The organism is Mailhella massiliensis (assembly GCF_900155525.1).
GTDB lineage: Bacteria > Desulfobacterota > Desulfovibrionia > Desulfovibrionales > Desulfovibrionaceae > Mailhella > Mailhella massiliensis.
Window position 1 is genome coordinate 62,169 of record NZ_LT706951.1, and the last position, 14,308, is coordinate 76,476.

The 14,308-nt window shown below is 59.1% G+C and carries 12 protein-coding genes and 1 pseudogene; 6 read left to right on the forward strand and 7 right to left on the reverse strand.

Annotated features, from left to right (window positions below; all coding sequences use genetic code 11):
• Positions 1-22: 22 nt before the first annotated feature.
• Together CZ345_RS05660 and CZ345_RS05665 are read right to left on the reverse strand one after the other, a co-directional pair.
• Positions 23-1,264 carry a 4Fe-4S dicluster domain-containing protein gene (locus CZ345_RS05660; protein ID WP_077072220.1) on the reverse strand — a complete coding sequence of 414 codons (1,242 nt, stop codon included), beginning with the start codon at positions 1,262-1,264 and terminating at the stop codon, positions 23-25.
• Between the two features lie 16 nt (positions 1,265-1,280).
• Positions 1,281-2,030: a cytochrome c3 family protein gene (locus CZ345_RS05665; RefSeq protein ID WP_077072221.1), complete on the reverse strand. Its 750-nt coding sequence runs from the start codon at positions 2,028-2,030 to the stop codon at positions 1,281-1,283.
• 48 nt (positions 2,031-2,078) lie between these two features.
• Here CZ345_RS05665 and CZ345_RS16540 point away from each other — a divergent pair, with 48 nt between their 5' ends.
• Both CZ345_RS16540 and yfcE read left to right on the forward strand, forming a co-directional pair.
• Complete coding sequence (locus CZ345_RS16540; RefSeq protein WP_144277257.1) at positions 2,079-2,408, forward strand: hypothetical protein; 330 nt, start codon at positions 2,079-2,081, stop codon at positions 2,406-2,408.
• Positions 2,409-2,841: 433 nt separating this feature from the next.
• The gene (gene yfcE / locus CZ345_RS05680) at positions 2,842-3,390 is read left to right on the forward strand and encodes a phosphodiesterase (protein ID WP_077072224.1); all 549 of its coding nucleotides are present in this window, start codon (positions 2,842-2,844) and stop codon (positions 3,388-3,390) included.
• A 109-nt stretch (positions 3,391-3,499) separates the two neighbouring features.
• On the opposite strand, the gene CZ345_RS05685 is transcribed toward yfcE, so the two are convergent.
• Positions 3,500-4,492 carry a lipoate--protein ligase gene (locus CZ345_RS05685; RefSeq protein ID WP_077072225.1) on the reverse strand — a complete coding sequence of 331 codons (993 nt, stop codon included), beginning with the start codon at positions 4,490-4,492 and terminating at the stop codon, positions 3,500-3,502.
• A 226-nt stretch (positions 4,493-4,718) separates the two neighbouring features.
• Between CZ345_RS05685 and ligA the strand changes: the two genes are divergently transcribed.
• From ligA to tnpA, 3 genes and pseudogenes are all read left to right on the forward strand, one after another.
• A complete protein-coding gene (gene ligA, locus CZ345_RS05690) occupies positions 4,719-6,809 on the forward strand; it encodes an NAD-dependent DNA ligase LigA (RefSeq protein WP_077072226.1) in 2,091 nt (696 codons plus the stop codon).
• 209 nt (positions 6,810-7,018) lie between these two features.
• On the forward strand, positions 7,019-7,447 hold the full coding sequence (locus tag CZ345_RS05695) for a TOBE domain-containing protein (RefSeq protein WP_077072227.1): 429 nt from the start codon (positions 7,019-7,021) through the stop codon (positions 7,445-7,447).
• Between the two features lie 259 nt (positions 7,448-7,706).
• Positions 7,707-8,169 (forward strand): annotated as a pseudogene (gene tnpA / locus CZ345_RS05700) (IS200/IS605 family transposase).
• A gap of 1,015 nt (positions 8,170-9,184) precedes the next feature.
• Here tnpA and CZ345_RS05705 read toward each other — a convergent pair.
• The 4 genes from CZ345_RS05705 to CZ345_RS05725 all read right to left on the reverse strand — a co-directional run bounded on the left by CZ345_RS05705 (position 9,185) and on the right by CZ345_RS05725 (position 12,608).
• Entirely contained in the window at positions 9,185-9,625 is a 441-nt protein-coding gene (locus tag CZ345_RS05705; protein WP_077072228.1) for an Hsp20/alpha crystallin family protein, read from the reverse strand.
• 388 nt (positions 9,626-10,013) lie between these two features.
• On the reverse strand, positions 10,014-10,640 hold the full coding sequence (locus CZ345_RS05715) for a hypothetical protein (protein WP_077072230.1): 627 nt from the start codon (positions 10,638-10,640) through the stop codon (positions 10,014-10,016).
• Between the two features lie 301 nt (positions 10,641-10,941).
• On the reverse strand, positions 10,942-11,826 hold the full coding sequence (locus tag CZ345_RS05720; protein WP_077072231.1) for a DUF368 domain-containing protein: 885 nt from the start codon (positions 11,824-11,826) through the stop codon (positions 10,942-10,944).
• The gene (locus CZ345_RS05725; RefSeq protein ID WP_162274939.1) at positions 11,823-12,608 is read right to left on the reverse strand and encodes a nitroreductase family protein; all 786 of its coding nucleotides are present in this window, start codon (positions 12,606-12,608) and stop codon (positions 11,823-11,825) included. The genes CZ345_RS05720 and CZ345_RS05725 overlap by 4 nt, the downstream gene beginning before the upstream one ends.
• 225 nt (positions 12,609-12,833) lie before the next feature.
• Here CZ345_RS05725 and CZ345_RS05730 point away from each other — a divergent pair, with 225 nt between their 5' ends.
• The gene (locus tag CZ345_RS05730) at positions 12,834-14,276 is read left to right on the forward strand and encodes a phospholipase D-like domain-containing protein (RefSeq protein WP_077072233.1); all 1,443 of its coding nucleotides are present in this window, start codon (positions 12,834-12,836) and stop codon (positions 14,274-14,276) included.
• Positions 14,277-14,308 lie beyond the last annotated feature (32 nt).

Consider the following 14,308-nt stretch of genomic DNA (forward strand, 5'->3'; position numbering starts at 1 on the left):
GCGTGATGCGGGGGGGTGAAGTCTAGCCTTTGGCCACGGGCTCGATGGGAGTAAGGCGCGAAAGGCGTTCTTCCTCATCAAGCTTCTTGACGGCGAGGCGTATGTACTGAAGCACGGGGCGGCGAGCGATGCATACATAGCCGCAGAGTCCGCAGTCGATGCAGAGACGGAAATTTTCCTTCCGGGACATGTCGTATCTGCCGAATTCGGCGTAGCGGCTCAACATGCGCGGATCGATGCGGGTGGGGCATATCTGGATGCACGCACCGCAGTTGATGCAGGGGCTGTCGCCTTCGATGGGCGGTACTTCGCCCGCATTCACCACGAAAAAGCCGTAGGAACCCTTGGTTATGCTCCGGTCGAGCCTGTCCAGACTTTCGCCCCGCAGGGGGCCGCCGCGCAGGATGGTGTCGCCGCTTTTCAGGGAGATGTCCGCAAATTCCAGCAGCTCTCCCACGATGCTGCCGTTCTTGACGATGTAGTTCGCCCATTCCCTGGCCGTGCCTATGGTGATCACCGTTTCCATGAGCGGCAGACCGGTGAGCGCCACGCGCCCCAGACTCCACACATTGTGCAGACTCACGGCCGCCACGTCCGGCGGATTCTCCTCTCCGGTCACTTCCCGGATCATGAGCTCGTTCACGCTGTTGGGGTACATGGGGTCCACTTCCACGGTGCGTATGCCGGAAAGTCTGACCTGAGAGCCTGCGGGCACGGCCAGCATGATTTCTTCGGCACGGCGGAAGCGGCGCTGAAGTTCAAGCCCCGCGCGTATCTCGGCGGCGTGTTCCGAGAGCATGGGTTCCGCCCAGCGAACGCCGGGTTCGGGGTTCAGGCCGTTGACGATGAGGGTTTTCACCCTGCGGCCCAGGGAACGGGTGTTCACGCCCATCTTCTTGACGGCGAGCACCAGATCCTCTCCCTCCCGGCCTTCACGGATGAGGTCCACGGGTTCCAGAGGAGCGGGGAAGGTGCCGGGTTCGACCTTTTCGGGGTCTACGGCTTCCACAAACACGCTGCGGGCGTTGATCTCGGTGATCATGCCGTACATGGGAGCGTGCAGGTCGCCTTTGTCCAGGCTGGGGTGTTCGGCAAGCAGCATACCGGGGTACACCATGGTTTTTTTCTTGACGCCGGGCGCCATGGTGAAGCCTTCCCTGTTCAGGCGTATCTTCCGGGGGGCGGGCCCGTTTCCGAAATGCCTGTGCTCATGGTAGACAAGGCGGAATCGCGGATCGTTGATGATATGGAAATATTGCTTCATCGTTTTCCCCTTGTCGCTATTTCGTATGGCATTGCGCGCAGTTGTCCACAGGACCGCCCTGCTTTTCGTGACAGGTGATGCACAGGCCGTGGTAGGCGGCCATGCCGTTCGGCACGAGCTTGGCGGGTTCCACCTTGTGGCAGGTTCCGCAGGGAATGAGCGCCGACTGAGGAGCCTTGCCGTTCTGCAGCGTATCGCGCGAGCTCTGCGTTTCGTGGCAGGTGGCGCAGTTGTTCATGCCGGTGGGGCTGAACCTGTCGCCGTGGCAGCTCTTGCAGCGGGTATGCACGGCGCGCTTCAGGGAAAGGATGGGGCCCATGTCTACCCTGGCGTCGTGGCAGGAGGCGCAGTTCTGCGGCGCAGGCTCGATCTGCGGGCCGTGATGACAGGCGGTGCACTCCACGCCGGGCATGGCCGCGTGGGTGTCGTGTCCCCAGTCTTTGTGCGCCAGCGTCATATGATGACAGGTCGCGCAGGTTTCGTACGACATGGTGTAGGAATGCCCCCGGAATTCGGAGCCGAATTCAAGACCGTGGCAGGTCTTGCACTTCTGCCCGGCCCGACCGGGTTCTGCCGCGTCGTGGTGGCAGCTCATGCATTCTATGCCCCTGGCTTCGGCATGAACCTTATGGTCGAACACCACATTGCCGGCGGCATTTTTCATGAGAATTCTGTTGGGAAAAGGCTCGGGAGTTTCCGGCAGCAGATATCCCCCTACAGACAGAACCAGCAGCGTACCCGTCAGGATATATGTTACTTTGCGCAATGTCTTCCCCCTGAGATTTAGTCTTTTTTATATAACAAGACAGCAGTCATGAGAAGAGGCGAAAACACCTATTTCACATATTATTCCTTACTTTATGCTTTGTTTTTCCTTTTTTTCGATGATGTCGTTCGTAACGGCACAAACGGCGGAGAGCGTGTTTTTCCCGGAAACGTCATGGCTCTGCAAGTCGGGCATGAACATAAGGGAACAAGTGAAAGCATATCGTTGGCGGGCCTGCACGAGCATGGCGCACCGGGGAATATATTCCGATATGCAGGGCGGAAGACATGTCACGTTTTTGAACCTGAAATGCTGTTGTGGAATAAAGATGTTCTATTTCAAAAAGTTAGGAGTATTTTCAGAAAAAGCTCCATGTGAAAAAAAACTTAGTCGAACAGGGAAAAGAGAAGGCAGGTTGTGCGGCATCGGGGCGGAGGGCGAGAAGATGCGGGATATTCCCGCAAGGGCGGACGGAACGAGAGCCTTCATTTCTGCCGGAGAGACACGCATGTCCGTTCCGGGCCGCCGGAAAGCAGCGGTGGGCGTACGCCGGGATTTTTCTGTGGTGCTGAGGATGCGTTTTTCCCGCGGGGAAGGGCGGGGACTCACGGCATCCGGTTCCACAAGGTTGCGGCCGGACAGGCGGGTGATGGAAAGGGGGGCGGAGGCGGAAGACGTCCCGGAAAGGGAGAAGGAACGGAGATTTTTCCCTTTCACATCCGGTCGTCCAGACGAACCGGCAAAGGGGCGCCTCTTCCGGTCGCTCGACCTTTGCGGGCAAATCTGGCATGTTCGGCGCAAAGGAGAAACCATGAAAAAGCTGATGATTGCTTCGGATATTCACGGCTCCGCCCTCTGGTGCGGGAGACTTCTGGAACGCTTTGAAAAGGAAGGCGCGGACACGCTGCTTCTTCTCGGTGATCTGCTGTACCACGGTCCCCGCAACGATCTGCCGGAGCAGTATGCTCCGCGCAAGGTGCTGGAGATGTTCAACGCCATGCGCGAAAAGCTGCTCTGCGTGCGCGGCAACTGCGACGGGGAAGTGGATCAGATGGTGTTGAATTTCCCCATCATGGCAGAATATGCCGTAGTTCTGCTGAACGGTACGACGGTGTACGCCACGCACGGACATCATTATAATGAACAGACGCCGCCTCCCTTTGCGGCGGGAAGCATACTTCTGTACGGGCATACCCATGTGCCCGTGTGTACGCCCCATGAAGGCTTCGTCGCCATGAACCCGGGTTCCGTCTCTCTTCCCAAGCAGGGGAGCGCGCACGGCTACATGACCTGGGAGGCGGGGCTTTTCCAGTGGAAGAATGTGGAAAGCGGAGCGGTGTACCGCGAATATGCCGTCTAGTTCCCGCACGTTGCACGGTTGCCGCGCACGGGCGGCGTTCCCGCAGAGCAATGGGCAAAAAGCGCTTCTGCGGGAACGCCGTAAAGGGTGCGGTGTCGCGGCGCGGTCGTCATTCCCCGCAGAGGAAGTTCACAAGTTCATCGTGTTCCGCGCCGGAAAACCATGTTTCCACGGGGACGTTCTCCAGCGCGGCGCGCAGGGAAGGCGCGTCGGAGCGGAGACCGATGAAGAGCTTTTCCAGTTCCGTGATGTCGCCCGCGGCAAAGAAATCGCCGAAGAGACGGCAGCCGGTAATGCGTCCTTCGTTTACTTCGAGGAGGCATTCCAGTCTGCCCCAGGAAAAGCGGCGACGGCGTTTTTCCGTAAAGCGGGGAGAGTGCCCCCAGTTCCAGTCCCAGCTGCGGTAGCGCGCGTCGGCAAGAGCTTCGGCCTTTGCGGCAAGCCCGGGAGCGAGGGAGCGTTCCTCCTGCGCGCAGCGGGCGGCCATGGCGTTTACGACCATGTTCATGCACTCCTCGCGGGAAAGTCCTGCGGGCAGAAATTCCTTCAGATTGGCCACCCGGGCGCGGTGTGAGGCCACGCCCTTGGACTGGAATTTTTCCGGGTCCGCAGCAAGCGCCCCGGCCAGAACGGACGTATCCACATCCACCATGAGGCAGCCGTGGTGCAGCATTTTCTGCCCTTTGCGCCGCTGCGCCGTGCCCGCCACCTTGCGCCCGTCCACGGTGATGTCGTTGCGGCTCGTATAGGAGGCGTCCACCCCGAGGTCGCGCAGCGCCTGCACCATGGGGCGCATGAATTCTTCGAAACCGGCCAGACGGTTTTTCTCCACCCAGGTGAGGAAGGAGAAGTTGACGTTGCCGAGATCGTGATACACCGCGCCCCCGCCGGTGGGGCGGCGCACCACGGCAATGCCGTGTTCGCGGCAGTAGGCGGCGTCCACCTCTTCGGCCGTATTCTGATGGCAGCCCACGATGACGGATGGCGCGTTGCGCCAGATGAGGAATATGCCGGGATTTTCCGGTGAAAGGGTGTCGAAGAGCGTTTCCTCAAGAGCGAGGTTGAAGGCGGCTTCGGTACTGTCGATGCGCAGGGCGTACATGGGTGCTCCTTGCCCTTGCGGGAGCGGACGAACGGGAACGCCGCTTTCGTCCCCCGGATGGGCCGGTAAAAGTGACAGATATTCCGCCCGGAAAGAACGGAAAGCGTCACTATAAGGGGATGAGGGCGGGCAGGCAAGGGGGCCTTGCCCTTGCGGGAGCGCCGTGGCAGTATGCAGCCGATGACATGCCGCGCGGGCGGCGAAACAATGCATATTTGAGGAAGGCATGGATCAGTTTTCGTTATTCGATTCCCCGGAAAAGACGGAGCGCGACCGCGCGGGAGCCCGTGCTTCATGGCTCCGCCGTGAACTGGAGCGCCACAACAGGCTGTATCATCAGCTGGATGCGCCGGAGATCACCGACGAGGCCTACGACGCCCTGTACCGTGAACTGGTGGAACTGGAAGAGAAATTTCCCGACCTGCGCACGCTGGATTCGCCTACACGCCGGGTAGGCGGCGCCGTTCTGCCCTATCTGGAGACGCGCCCGCACCGCGAACGCATGTACGGACTGGACAACGTGTTTTCCGCGGAGGAGTGGGAGGGGTTCGTACAGAAGGCTTCCCGGGCGCTTCCTGAGGCTGGACCCGATGTCATGGCCTCATGGTGGGCCGATCCCAAGCTGGACGGACTGGCCTGTGAACTGACCTATGAGAACGGTGTGATGGTGCAGGCGCTCACGCGGGGCGACGGTGAAGTGGGGGAAGTGGTGACCGAGGCCATGCGCACGGTACGCAATCTTCCTCTCCGTCTTGCAGGAGCGGGGCCTTTCCCCAGGCGCATTGAAATACGCGGTGAAGTGCTCATGTTCCGCAGAGAATTCGAGGAGCTGAACAGCCGGCAGGAAGCGCTGGGGCAGAAGACGTTCGCCAATCCCCGCAATGCGGCGGCAGGTTCCCTCCGTCAGCTCGATACCAATGTGACCGCGCAGCGTAAACTGCGTTTTCTGGCCTACAGCCTCGGCGAGGTGGACGCTCCGGGCATGAAGAACTGGGAGACCCATGCGGAGCTTATGGCGTCCCTTTCCCGCTGGGGGTTCGACACGCCGCCGGAAGGCAGGCTCTGCCGCAGCGCGGAGGAAGCCCGGGAATATTACGAGCACCTGGAAAACGTGCGCGATTCCCTGCCGTTCGAGATAGACGGCGTGGTCTACAAGCTGAACAACCGCGAGGCTCAGGCGGCCCTGGGCTTTACGGCCCGCGCGCCTCGCTTTGCCGTGGCCTGGAAGTTCACCTCACGCAAGGCGGAAACGCGGCTGAAGAAAATTTCCATACAGGTGGGACGCACGGGCGTGCTTACTCCCGTGGCGGAGCTTGAACCCGTGAGTCTCGGCGGGGTGATGGTGAGCCGCGCCACCCTGCATAACGAGGACGAGATACGCAGACTTGATCTGCGGGAAAACGACATGGTCATCATACAGCGCGCCGGTGACGTGATTCCCGACGTGCTCGGACCCGTTCTGGAGAAAAGGCCGGAAGGACTCGCTCCGTTCGAGTTCCCCCATGTGTGCCCCGTATGTTCTTCTCCTGCCCGAAGGCTGGAGGGGGAGGCCGCCTGGCGCTGTCTGAATCTGGCGTGCCCGGCGGTGATCATGCGGAGCATCGTTCATTTCGTGTCCAAGGCGGGGCTTGACGTGGACGGCGTGGGTGCGAAGTGGGTGGAGGCGCTCATTGCCTCGGGCAGGGTGAAAAGCCCGGCGGACCTCTTTACCGTGACCCGCGAGGAACTCATGGGCTATGAGCGGATGGGCGAAGTTTCCGCCGGAAATTTCGTGGCTGCGCTGGAAAAGGCCAGAACCGGGGCTTCTCTCATGCGCTTTATCGCCGCGCTGGGCATACGGCAGGTGGGAGAACAGACGGCCCGCACCCTGGCGGAACATTTTTCCGATATGGATGAGCTGGAAAAGGCGAGTGTGGAAGAGCTCATGCATCTGCCCGACATCGGCCCCGAAGTGGCGGGCAGCATACGCGCCTTTTTTGAGACGGAATCCAACCGGGAACTTCTGGAACGTTTCCGCTCCATGGGGCTGTGGCCGAAGGGCGGGGTGAAAAGTTCCGCCCGAGGCGGAGCCCTTGCCGGGAAGAAGGTGCTCTTTACCGGTACGCTTTCCCGCCCGCGCGATGAATACCGCAGGCAGGCCGAAGGCGCCGGCGCGAATGTTGCCTCCTCGGTTTCCAAGACGCTGGATTATCTTGTGGTGGGGGAGAACCCCGGCTCCAAGCTTGAGAAGGCCCGCGCCCTGGGGATCACCGTTCTGGATGAGGACGGCTTCATGGCGCTTCTCCATGCGCCGCAAGGAGAAGAAGGAAAAGAATAGGCCGTAAAAAAGCCCCTACCTGTAAAAAAAGCCCCTTGCCGCTCTTGCGCGCCGGGGGCTTATTGGCTATGCTAAATCAGTTTTTTTCAGTGTCCTCCCATGGAAGGAAGATGGATGGCAGTTGCCGGGGCAGAGATGTGCGCCAGGCTGTGTATCGCATGGCCGTGAGGAGATGCGCTGAATAAGCGTATATTAAACAGGAGATTATGATGAAGACCAGCTCTCGCAATGCCTATCCCGGCAAAATTACTGCGATTATTCCCGGAAACCTCAGTGATGAAGTGGAAATTTCGCTGGAATCCGGCGAGAAGATTTACAGCCAGGTTTCTCATGCCTGCACCGAGAGCCTTTCCCTTGCGGAAGGCAAGGAAGCCGTCGCCTTGATCAAGGCTACCGAGATCATGCTTGTTGCGGACGACAGCGATTATGCTTTTTCCTGCCGCAATCAGTTCACCGGCAAGGTCGTCAAGCTGGTGCGCGGCTTCGTGAACGGCGAAGTTCTCATTCAGACCCCCAGCGGTCTGGAAATCAACGCTACCGTGACGCTGGACGGCGTGAACCGTCTCCGTCTGGAACGCGGCTGCACCGTGGGCGCCATGTTCAAGTCTTCCAACGTGCTGGTGGCTTCCAAGAAGTAGCCCGCCCGCGCGGCTTAGCCTGCGAAAAGGGGGAGGGAAGCCTTCCCGGAGAATAGCCGTACGGTTTTCCCGGAGATATGTATTTCCCCGCAGAAGAAAAGAGCACACCTCTCGGTGTGCTCTTTTCTTTAAGACTGAAAACTCCCCGCTATGCGGGGAGTTCCAAAAAGGCGAAGCCTTTAAATAAGTTAAAAAAGGGGTTCCTTTGTGAGATAACCAGTTGTCTCGACTCGAAATCTATACACAAAGGAACCCAATAATGAATGACCAGAGTTTAAACCATACCCGTTGGAACTGCAAGTATCACATCGTTTTCGCTCCGAAATTCAGACGCAAGCTGGTATACGGAAGGTATCGCAGAACGATCGGCGAAATTCTGAGAAAACTGTGTGAATACAAAGGAATAGAGATAGTGGAAGCAAATGCGTGTGTGGACCATATTCATATGTGCGTCAAGATTCCGCCCAGGTATAGCGTGGCGCAGATCATGGGGTATTTGAAAGGGAAGAGTTNCTTTGATGATATTCGAGAGTTTTCCGCATCAGCACTACAAGTTCGGCAATCGCCATTTCTGGTGTACCGGTTATTTTGTCAGCACGGTTGGAGTAAATGAGGCGACCATCATCAAATATGTTCGGGAGCAGGAAGAACGAGACAAAATAACAGACCAGTATAGCCTGGTAGAACGGCCCGTCAGCTCGTTTACGAGCAGCAGGAAATAACTCTTCGGCAAGAGTCGAGACAGAGCCCTCTTAAGAGGGCAGCCGGGTAACAGACCCTTATAGGGTCAAATCAAACCGCCCCTTGAAGGGGCGGTCCTGACTTGGTTAAAGCCCAGGCCATGCCCGGAGGGGGCCGAAATCGTTATGCTGTGCCATAAAAATTCTTGCCGTAAGTGGGGGCGCTCCGCCCACCGTATCCTCAGGCAAATCAGAAGAAGGACATGAAAGGGGAGGCAAAGAAAAAGGCGTGAAAGGGATCTGCCGATACCCCACAGCGTTGCCCCGAAAGAGCGGAACAGGTTTTCCCCGGCGAGCAAAAAGCCTGCAGGGAAATAGGACGAAGAGGATGCAAGGAGAAGGCGGGAGCTTATGAGAAGCGGAAGGTTCGAACGTATCCGCAGCCTGCTGGAAATGCCGTCCCGAATGTGTGTGCGGTGAGTTGCCGGACAGGAGAAAGAGAAACGCAGCCTGGATATACGGGCACGAAGTTCGGATATCGCCAGAGCGTTCTGATGGTAGAACCGCCATGCGATACGACAGGTAAAAACCAGGAGAAAATGCGGGGGAGGTCAGGCGTCAGCCGGCCGGGGACAAGCGCGGCTGAGGCCTCTTCCGTATGCGGGAAGAGCGTTTACGGAGCGCCGTACAGAAATGCGGAATCAGCCCGCATCAGCGCCTGTCAGGCACGGCGGGGACGAGGGGCGTGAGTCGTAGGGCGGAAATGCCGAAGGATGGTGCCTTTCTGCCGGATACGCACAGGTGAGCCAGGGCGGGTTCTTTTTTGCCTGTTCTGTCGCCGGAGGAATATGTTTTTTTTTGATGACCGGGTAATCGGTTCCGTCGGCGCGCTCCCCGGAGTTCAGGCATAAAAACAGCGCCGGTGAACGGAATTCACCGGCGCATGGGTATGGGCAGAAGCATCCGGCCGCCGACAGGGGAGGAACACTTCTTAAGGCTGCGCAGGCGTGCTTTACGGCAGAGAGGGAACCGTGAGCAACGTGTGCAGGATGCGCCGTCAGGCGATGGCGACGGTCTTTTTTTCAGGTTGCTTCTTTTCCGGGACTCTGGGGAAGGTAATTTTCAGAATACCGTCTTCAAAGCGGGCGGAAACATCTTCCGGCTCCAGCACCTCTCCCACATAGAAGCTGCGGCTGCACGCGCCGCTGAAGCGTTCGCGCCGCAGGTAACGGCCGCAGGTGCCTTCCGCTTCGTCCTGCTGAACCTTGGCGGCACGGATGGTGAGGCAGCCTTTGTCCAGCTCTATGCCTACTTCCTCTTTTTTGAAGCCGGGCAGTTCGATGTCGAGCTCATAGGTCTGTTCCGTCTGACGGACATCCGTCTTCATCAGATATTCCGCGTTTCTCATTCCCGTCTGAGCATTTCTGCCGAAGGCGGGCATCATATGTTCATTAAAGAAGTCGTCCAGCATTCTTTCACCAAACATGGCAGGGAACATGTAAAACCTCCATTGATGTATGAAATCAATGCATCATGCTGTATCGGCATGGTCGTTTTTCTCCATATGTCCAGAATTTGAAGTGTGCATTATGGAGAAGGATGCATTGAATCTTTTTCTTGTTGTGCGCATGTTGAAGCGCCTTTCTGAAGGGAACACTTTTATATTAATGCTGCTTTTTTTCCTGTCAACGGTGAAAAGAATTTTTTTGTTTTGATAGGCGTTTTTCTTTGCGAAGAGAACGGAGGCGATTGCCGTTCAGGAAAAGCGTCGGGCTGAGTCTGCCGGAAGCGGACGGTCCGGCCAGACCGGAACGGAGCCGGGGGTATCCGCCGTATTCAGCGGGGCCGAATACGGGATGCACAGGAGGCTTGAGGCAGGGGCGCTCCTACCGGCGTTTGCCGAAACGCAGCATCAGGGCCGAAACCAGCACAAAGAGGTAGCCGAGCAGCTCGCTGGATTCCTCCATGGCGTTTTTGGCTGCGCGCGAGCCTTCATCGGGCAGAAGGGCATGCCAGAGGATATTCATGCCGAAGAGACGGGAATAGATCAGAATGACCACCATGCCCACCAGCAGGAAGGGAAAGTGCGGGTGCCGTACGAATCTCGCCAGGGCCGCCACAGTGGCGCGCGGGCGCATGGCGGCGTAGGCGATGCAGCAAAAGGCGAGCGCGAGCGCGGGCCACTTCCAGCAGCCGTGGGACAGCATGTCCAGAAAGTAATCCTGCTCGCGTATGAGCATGCAGCCGATGAAGCCGCCCGTGAGCACCAGCGCTTCGCGCATGTCCGGGCTGCGGCGTGCTTCAAGGAAAAAAAGTGCCGTGCTGAGAGCAAGAAACAGCGTCTGAGCAAATTCCGTAGGACCGGTTTCCACAAAGGGGGCGTCGCAGCGTGCATCCCAGAAAAAGAGGAAGAAGAGCAGGACGATGCCGAGTCCCAGCAGAAAAAGCAGCCTCAGGACGCCGCTGAGCGTTCTGAGGTCGGACAGAAGTTCATCGGAAAAACGGATGTTCATGGCAAGTTGTCGTCGGGCAGCCCGGAATCCCTGAAGCTCAGGGTGAAAAGAAGATTTTGGGAATTTATTATTTTCTTCTTTCGGCGTTTTTTTGTCAATCGGGTGCGGAGAAGCGCCGGCGGCTGGCGGAACGGAGGCGCGGGGTTATGCCCGCGCTGCGGGAAAACGGCACGAAAAAAAACGCAGGCGCTTCCCCGGGGGAGCGCCTGCGCAGGATTGTGCCGGAAGGGGCGGACAAGGGGGGGGAAGGTTGGGACGCCTCAGGAGGGAGGGATCCGTTTCTTGCCCGGAGAAAACAGCATCAGGATTCGTTCGCAGAGCCGCCGTGCGCCTGTTTTGCGGCGTTGGCAATGCGCTGCACCAGCAGGGGCAGGGCCACGCCGCAGGCGCAGGTGAGAGCCGCAACAACTACCATGCCGTCCATGGCAGGGGGAAGCGCAGGCCAGGTGCCGTTGTGCCAGGGCCAGACGGTGCGCAGGGAACCGGCCATGACGCCGATGAGCGCGGCGCTGGTCTGGGAGGGATAGCGCCGGAAGCAGGCGGAAAGCACGCGGCTGAAGCTCATGAGGCCGCAGAGGCCGCCGGCGATGAAGGTGAAGAGCACCGGAAGATCGAGGTGCACCACGGCCGAAAGGATATAGGCGTACTGCCCCATGATGACCAGCATGAAGGAACCGGAGATGCCGGGCAGTATCATGGCGCACAGGGCGATGAATCCGGCAACGAAGATATGGGGCAGGGTATGGGCGGCGCTCATGGCCTCGGCGCCCGTGATGAACCAGGCGAACACGGCCCCCAGAACGAGCAGCACGACGTTTGCTGCGGGCATGCGCAGGCCTCTGGTCATGAGTATGATGGAAGAAATGATGAGCCCGAAGAAAAAGGCCCACAAGGCTTCCGGCCAGGTGTGCAGCAGGTAGAGCGTGAGCCTTGCGAGACTGAAGATGGAGGTGACGATGCCGGCAAGCAGCGGCAGCAGAAAGCCCCAGGGAATGAGCGCCAGGGCATCTTTCCACTTCCCCGAGAAGAAAAGCCGGAAGAAGGTGGCGTTGAAGGCCTTTATGCCGTTGAGCAGCTTGTCGTAGATACCGGTGATGAAGGCAATGGTGCCGCCAGACACGCCGGGAACCACGTCGGCCGCGCCCATGGCCAGTCCGCAGAGAAGGTAATGCAGCTTTTCCCTCATGCCGTTTCCCCGTTCACCCACTGAACACGCAGTTCCCGGCGCTGGGGAATGCGCCGGTAATGAAGGGCGGGCAGCCCGACCATGAGCCCTGCCAGAGGCTTGAGCGGAGCGGCAAGTCCCATGGCTTCGCGCACGGAATCGTTCATGGCTGCGGCTCGCATGACGAAACCGGCCCAGCATCCGCCCAGTCCCATGGTGGGCAGCAGCAGGTCAAGGGTGGCGACGGCGATGGAACAGTTGACGATGTCGAGGTCGTAGGAGCCTTCCGCGCAGGCGAATACGGCGCAGGGGGCTCCCCGGAAAACGGGATCGTTTCCGCTGTCGTGGGAAAGGACGAGGCCGCGCATCTGTTCATGGTTTCGGAACACGTCCACGACGCGGTCGGCCACGCGGCGCAGGGTGGGGCGGCCTTCCAGCACCAGCCAGCTTACGTTTTCCAGATTTTTGCCCGTGGGGGCGTAGCGTACCGTATCCAGCGCCTCACGCAGCGTTTCACGCGGCACGGCATCTTCCTTGAAGACTCGGAGGGAACGCCTGCCACGGATGAGGGCGGAAAGGCTTTCCGCGGTGGGAAAAGCCGTCATGGGAGAGAGCGTATCGGGCGCGACGTCGTCCAGCGTCACGGCGGCCCTGGGGCATACGGCCGTGCAGTGGCCGCAGTGCATGCAGTATTCCTCATGCCGTATATGTACGGCGTTTTCGTCGACATGGAAGCAGTGTGCGGCGCAGACATCGGCGCAGAGGCCGCAGCGGACGCATCGGGAGGAGTCTATCCGTATCATGGTATTTCCTGGTTGCATGTGATAAAACGGCCGGGTAACTATACAGGAAAACACCGTAAAGGGGAAGGAGGCATCCTCCTCCCCGGGCGGAAGGCCCGCAGGGCCCGTCGACGGAAAAGCCGGGAATCCGTTTCCCGGAAGGTACGCTCATGCCTCACCCGCCGCTCTGCTCTGCGCCGGAGCGTTTTTCCCGGAGTATGCGGGAACGCCTTCAAAGGAAACGGCATGGAATCGTTGACGCTTTTCATTCTGGGCGGTTTTTTTGCCGTCCTTGGTTTCTTCTTTGCGGTATGCTGCTGCGTTCATGCGCTGCTGCACAAAAAGGATTCGCAGTCTGCGCTGGCATGGGTGGCCTGCATTCTGCTGCTGCCCTTTGTGGGCAGCATCGCCTATTCCCTTTTCGGCATCAGCCGGGCCGACAGCCTTGCCGGACGGCTGCTCAACGAGGCGGCGAGAAGACAGGATTCCTCAGACAGGATGCTGGACAGAAAGCTGGACAGGGAAGAGGACGATGCTTTTCCTCGGAACTGGCGTGCGCTGAAGGTGGGACGCTTTCTTACCGGAAGGCCCATGATGCGGGGCAACAGGCTGGAGCTTCTGCAAAACGGTGAAGAGGCGTACCCGGCCATGCTGGAAGCCATCCGGCAGGCCAGACACATGGTGTGTCTTTCCACCTACATCTTCAAAGGCGACTCCACGGGCCGGGCCTTTGCCGAGGCCCTGGGCGATGCGGCCGCACGCGGTGTGGACGTACGCCTTATTGTGGACGGCGTGGGCGGCATGATCTATTCCCTGCGCAAGCCTTGGAAGAAGCTGCGCGAACACGGCGTGAAGATGCAGATGTTTCTGCCGCCGCGCCTGTGGCCGCCCATGTTTGCCGTGAATCTGCGCACGCACCGCAAGGTGCTTGCCTGCGACGGCAAGGTGGCCTTTACCGGCGGCATGAACATAGGCGACCATCATCTTGTGCGCCTGCCGCGGCCGGGAAGAGTGCAGGATATTCATTTCCGCTGTACGGGGCCTGTGGCCATGCGTCTTCAGGAAGCGTTTCTCATGGACTGGGCCTTTGTGACCAAACTGCCCACGCCGCCTTCGCCGCTTGTGCCGGAAGAGAAGGGCGATTCCCGATGTCGCCTTGTTTTCGACGGGCTTGGGCGGAACCGGGAAGATATCCATGAGCTTGTCTGCGGTGTGATTTCCTCGGCCGAAAGGCGCGTGGTCATCTTCACTCCGTATTTCATTCCGCCGCGTGAGCTGTCGGGGGCGCTGGTGGCCGCCGTGGAGCGCGGCGTTCGCGTGGATATCGTGCTGCCCGAGAAGAATAATCTTTTCTATGTGCATCATGCCTCGCGCCGTTTTCAGGCGCGACTCGTGAAGAAGGGCGTACGCATCTGGTACCAGCCGCCGCCCTTTGCCCATACCAAGCTTCTGCTGGTGGATGACTGGTATGCGCTGTTCGGTTCCGCCAATCTGGACCCCCGGAGTCTTTTTCTCAATTTTGAACTGAACGTGGAAGCGGCCGACCCCGAATTTCAGAAGGAGCTTTCCCGCTATGCCGATGAGGTGATGAGGCGCTCGCGCAGAATGCGCTGCGAAGACTACGAAAGGCAGGGCCTGCCTGCACGGCTTTTCGATGCGCTCTGCTGGCTGCTCAGTCCGTATATCTGATGCAAGAATGTGCAATATACTGTAAGAATTTT

Bases quoted from the DNA above. Each gene is read 5' to 3' on its own strand.
- yfcE (WP_077072224.1), top strand. From the start codon at position 2,842: ATGAAAAAGCTGATGATTGCTTCGGATATTCACGGCTCCGCCCTCTGG.
- CZ345_RS05730 (WP_077072233.1), top strand. From the start codon at position 12,834: ATGGAATCGTTGACGCTTTTCATTCTGGGCGGTTTTTTTGCCGTCCTT.
- CZ345_RS05695 (WP_077072227.1), top strand. From the start codon at position 7,019: ATGAAGACCAGCTCTCGCAATGCCTATCCCGGCAAAATTACTGCGATT.
- CZ345_RS05660 (WP_077072220.1), bottom strand. From the start codon at position 1,264: ATGAAGCAATATTTCCATATCATCAACGATCCGCGATTCCGCCTTGTC.
- CZ345_RS16540 (WP_144277257.1), top strand. From the start codon at position 2,079: ATGAGAAGAGGCGAAAACACCTATTTCACATATTATTCCTTACTTTAT.
- CZ345_RS05715 (WP_077072230.1), bottom strand. From the start codon at position 10,640: ATGAACATCCGTTTTTCCGATGAACTTCTGTCCGACCTCAGAACGCTC.
- CZ345_RS05725 (WP_162274939.1), bottom strand. From the start codon at position 12,608: ATGATACGGATAGACTCCTCCCGATGCGTCCGCTGCGGCCTCTGCGCC.
- CZ345_RS05720 (WP_077072231.1), bottom strand. From the start codon at position 11,826: ATGAGGGAAAAGCTGCATTACCTTCTCTGCGGACTGGCCATGGGCGCG.
- ligA (WP_077072226.1), top strand. From the start codon at position 4,719: ATGGATCAGTTTTCGTTATTCGATTCCCCGGAAAAGACGGAGCGCGAC.
- CZ345_RS05685 (WP_077072225.1), bottom strand. From the start codon at position 4,492: ATGTACGCCCTGCGCATCGACAGTACCGAAGCCGCCTTCAACCTCGCT.
- CZ345_RS05705 (WP_077072228.1), bottom strand. From the start codon at position 9,625: ATGTTCCCTGCCATGTTTGGTGAAAGAATGCTGGACGACTTCTTTAAT.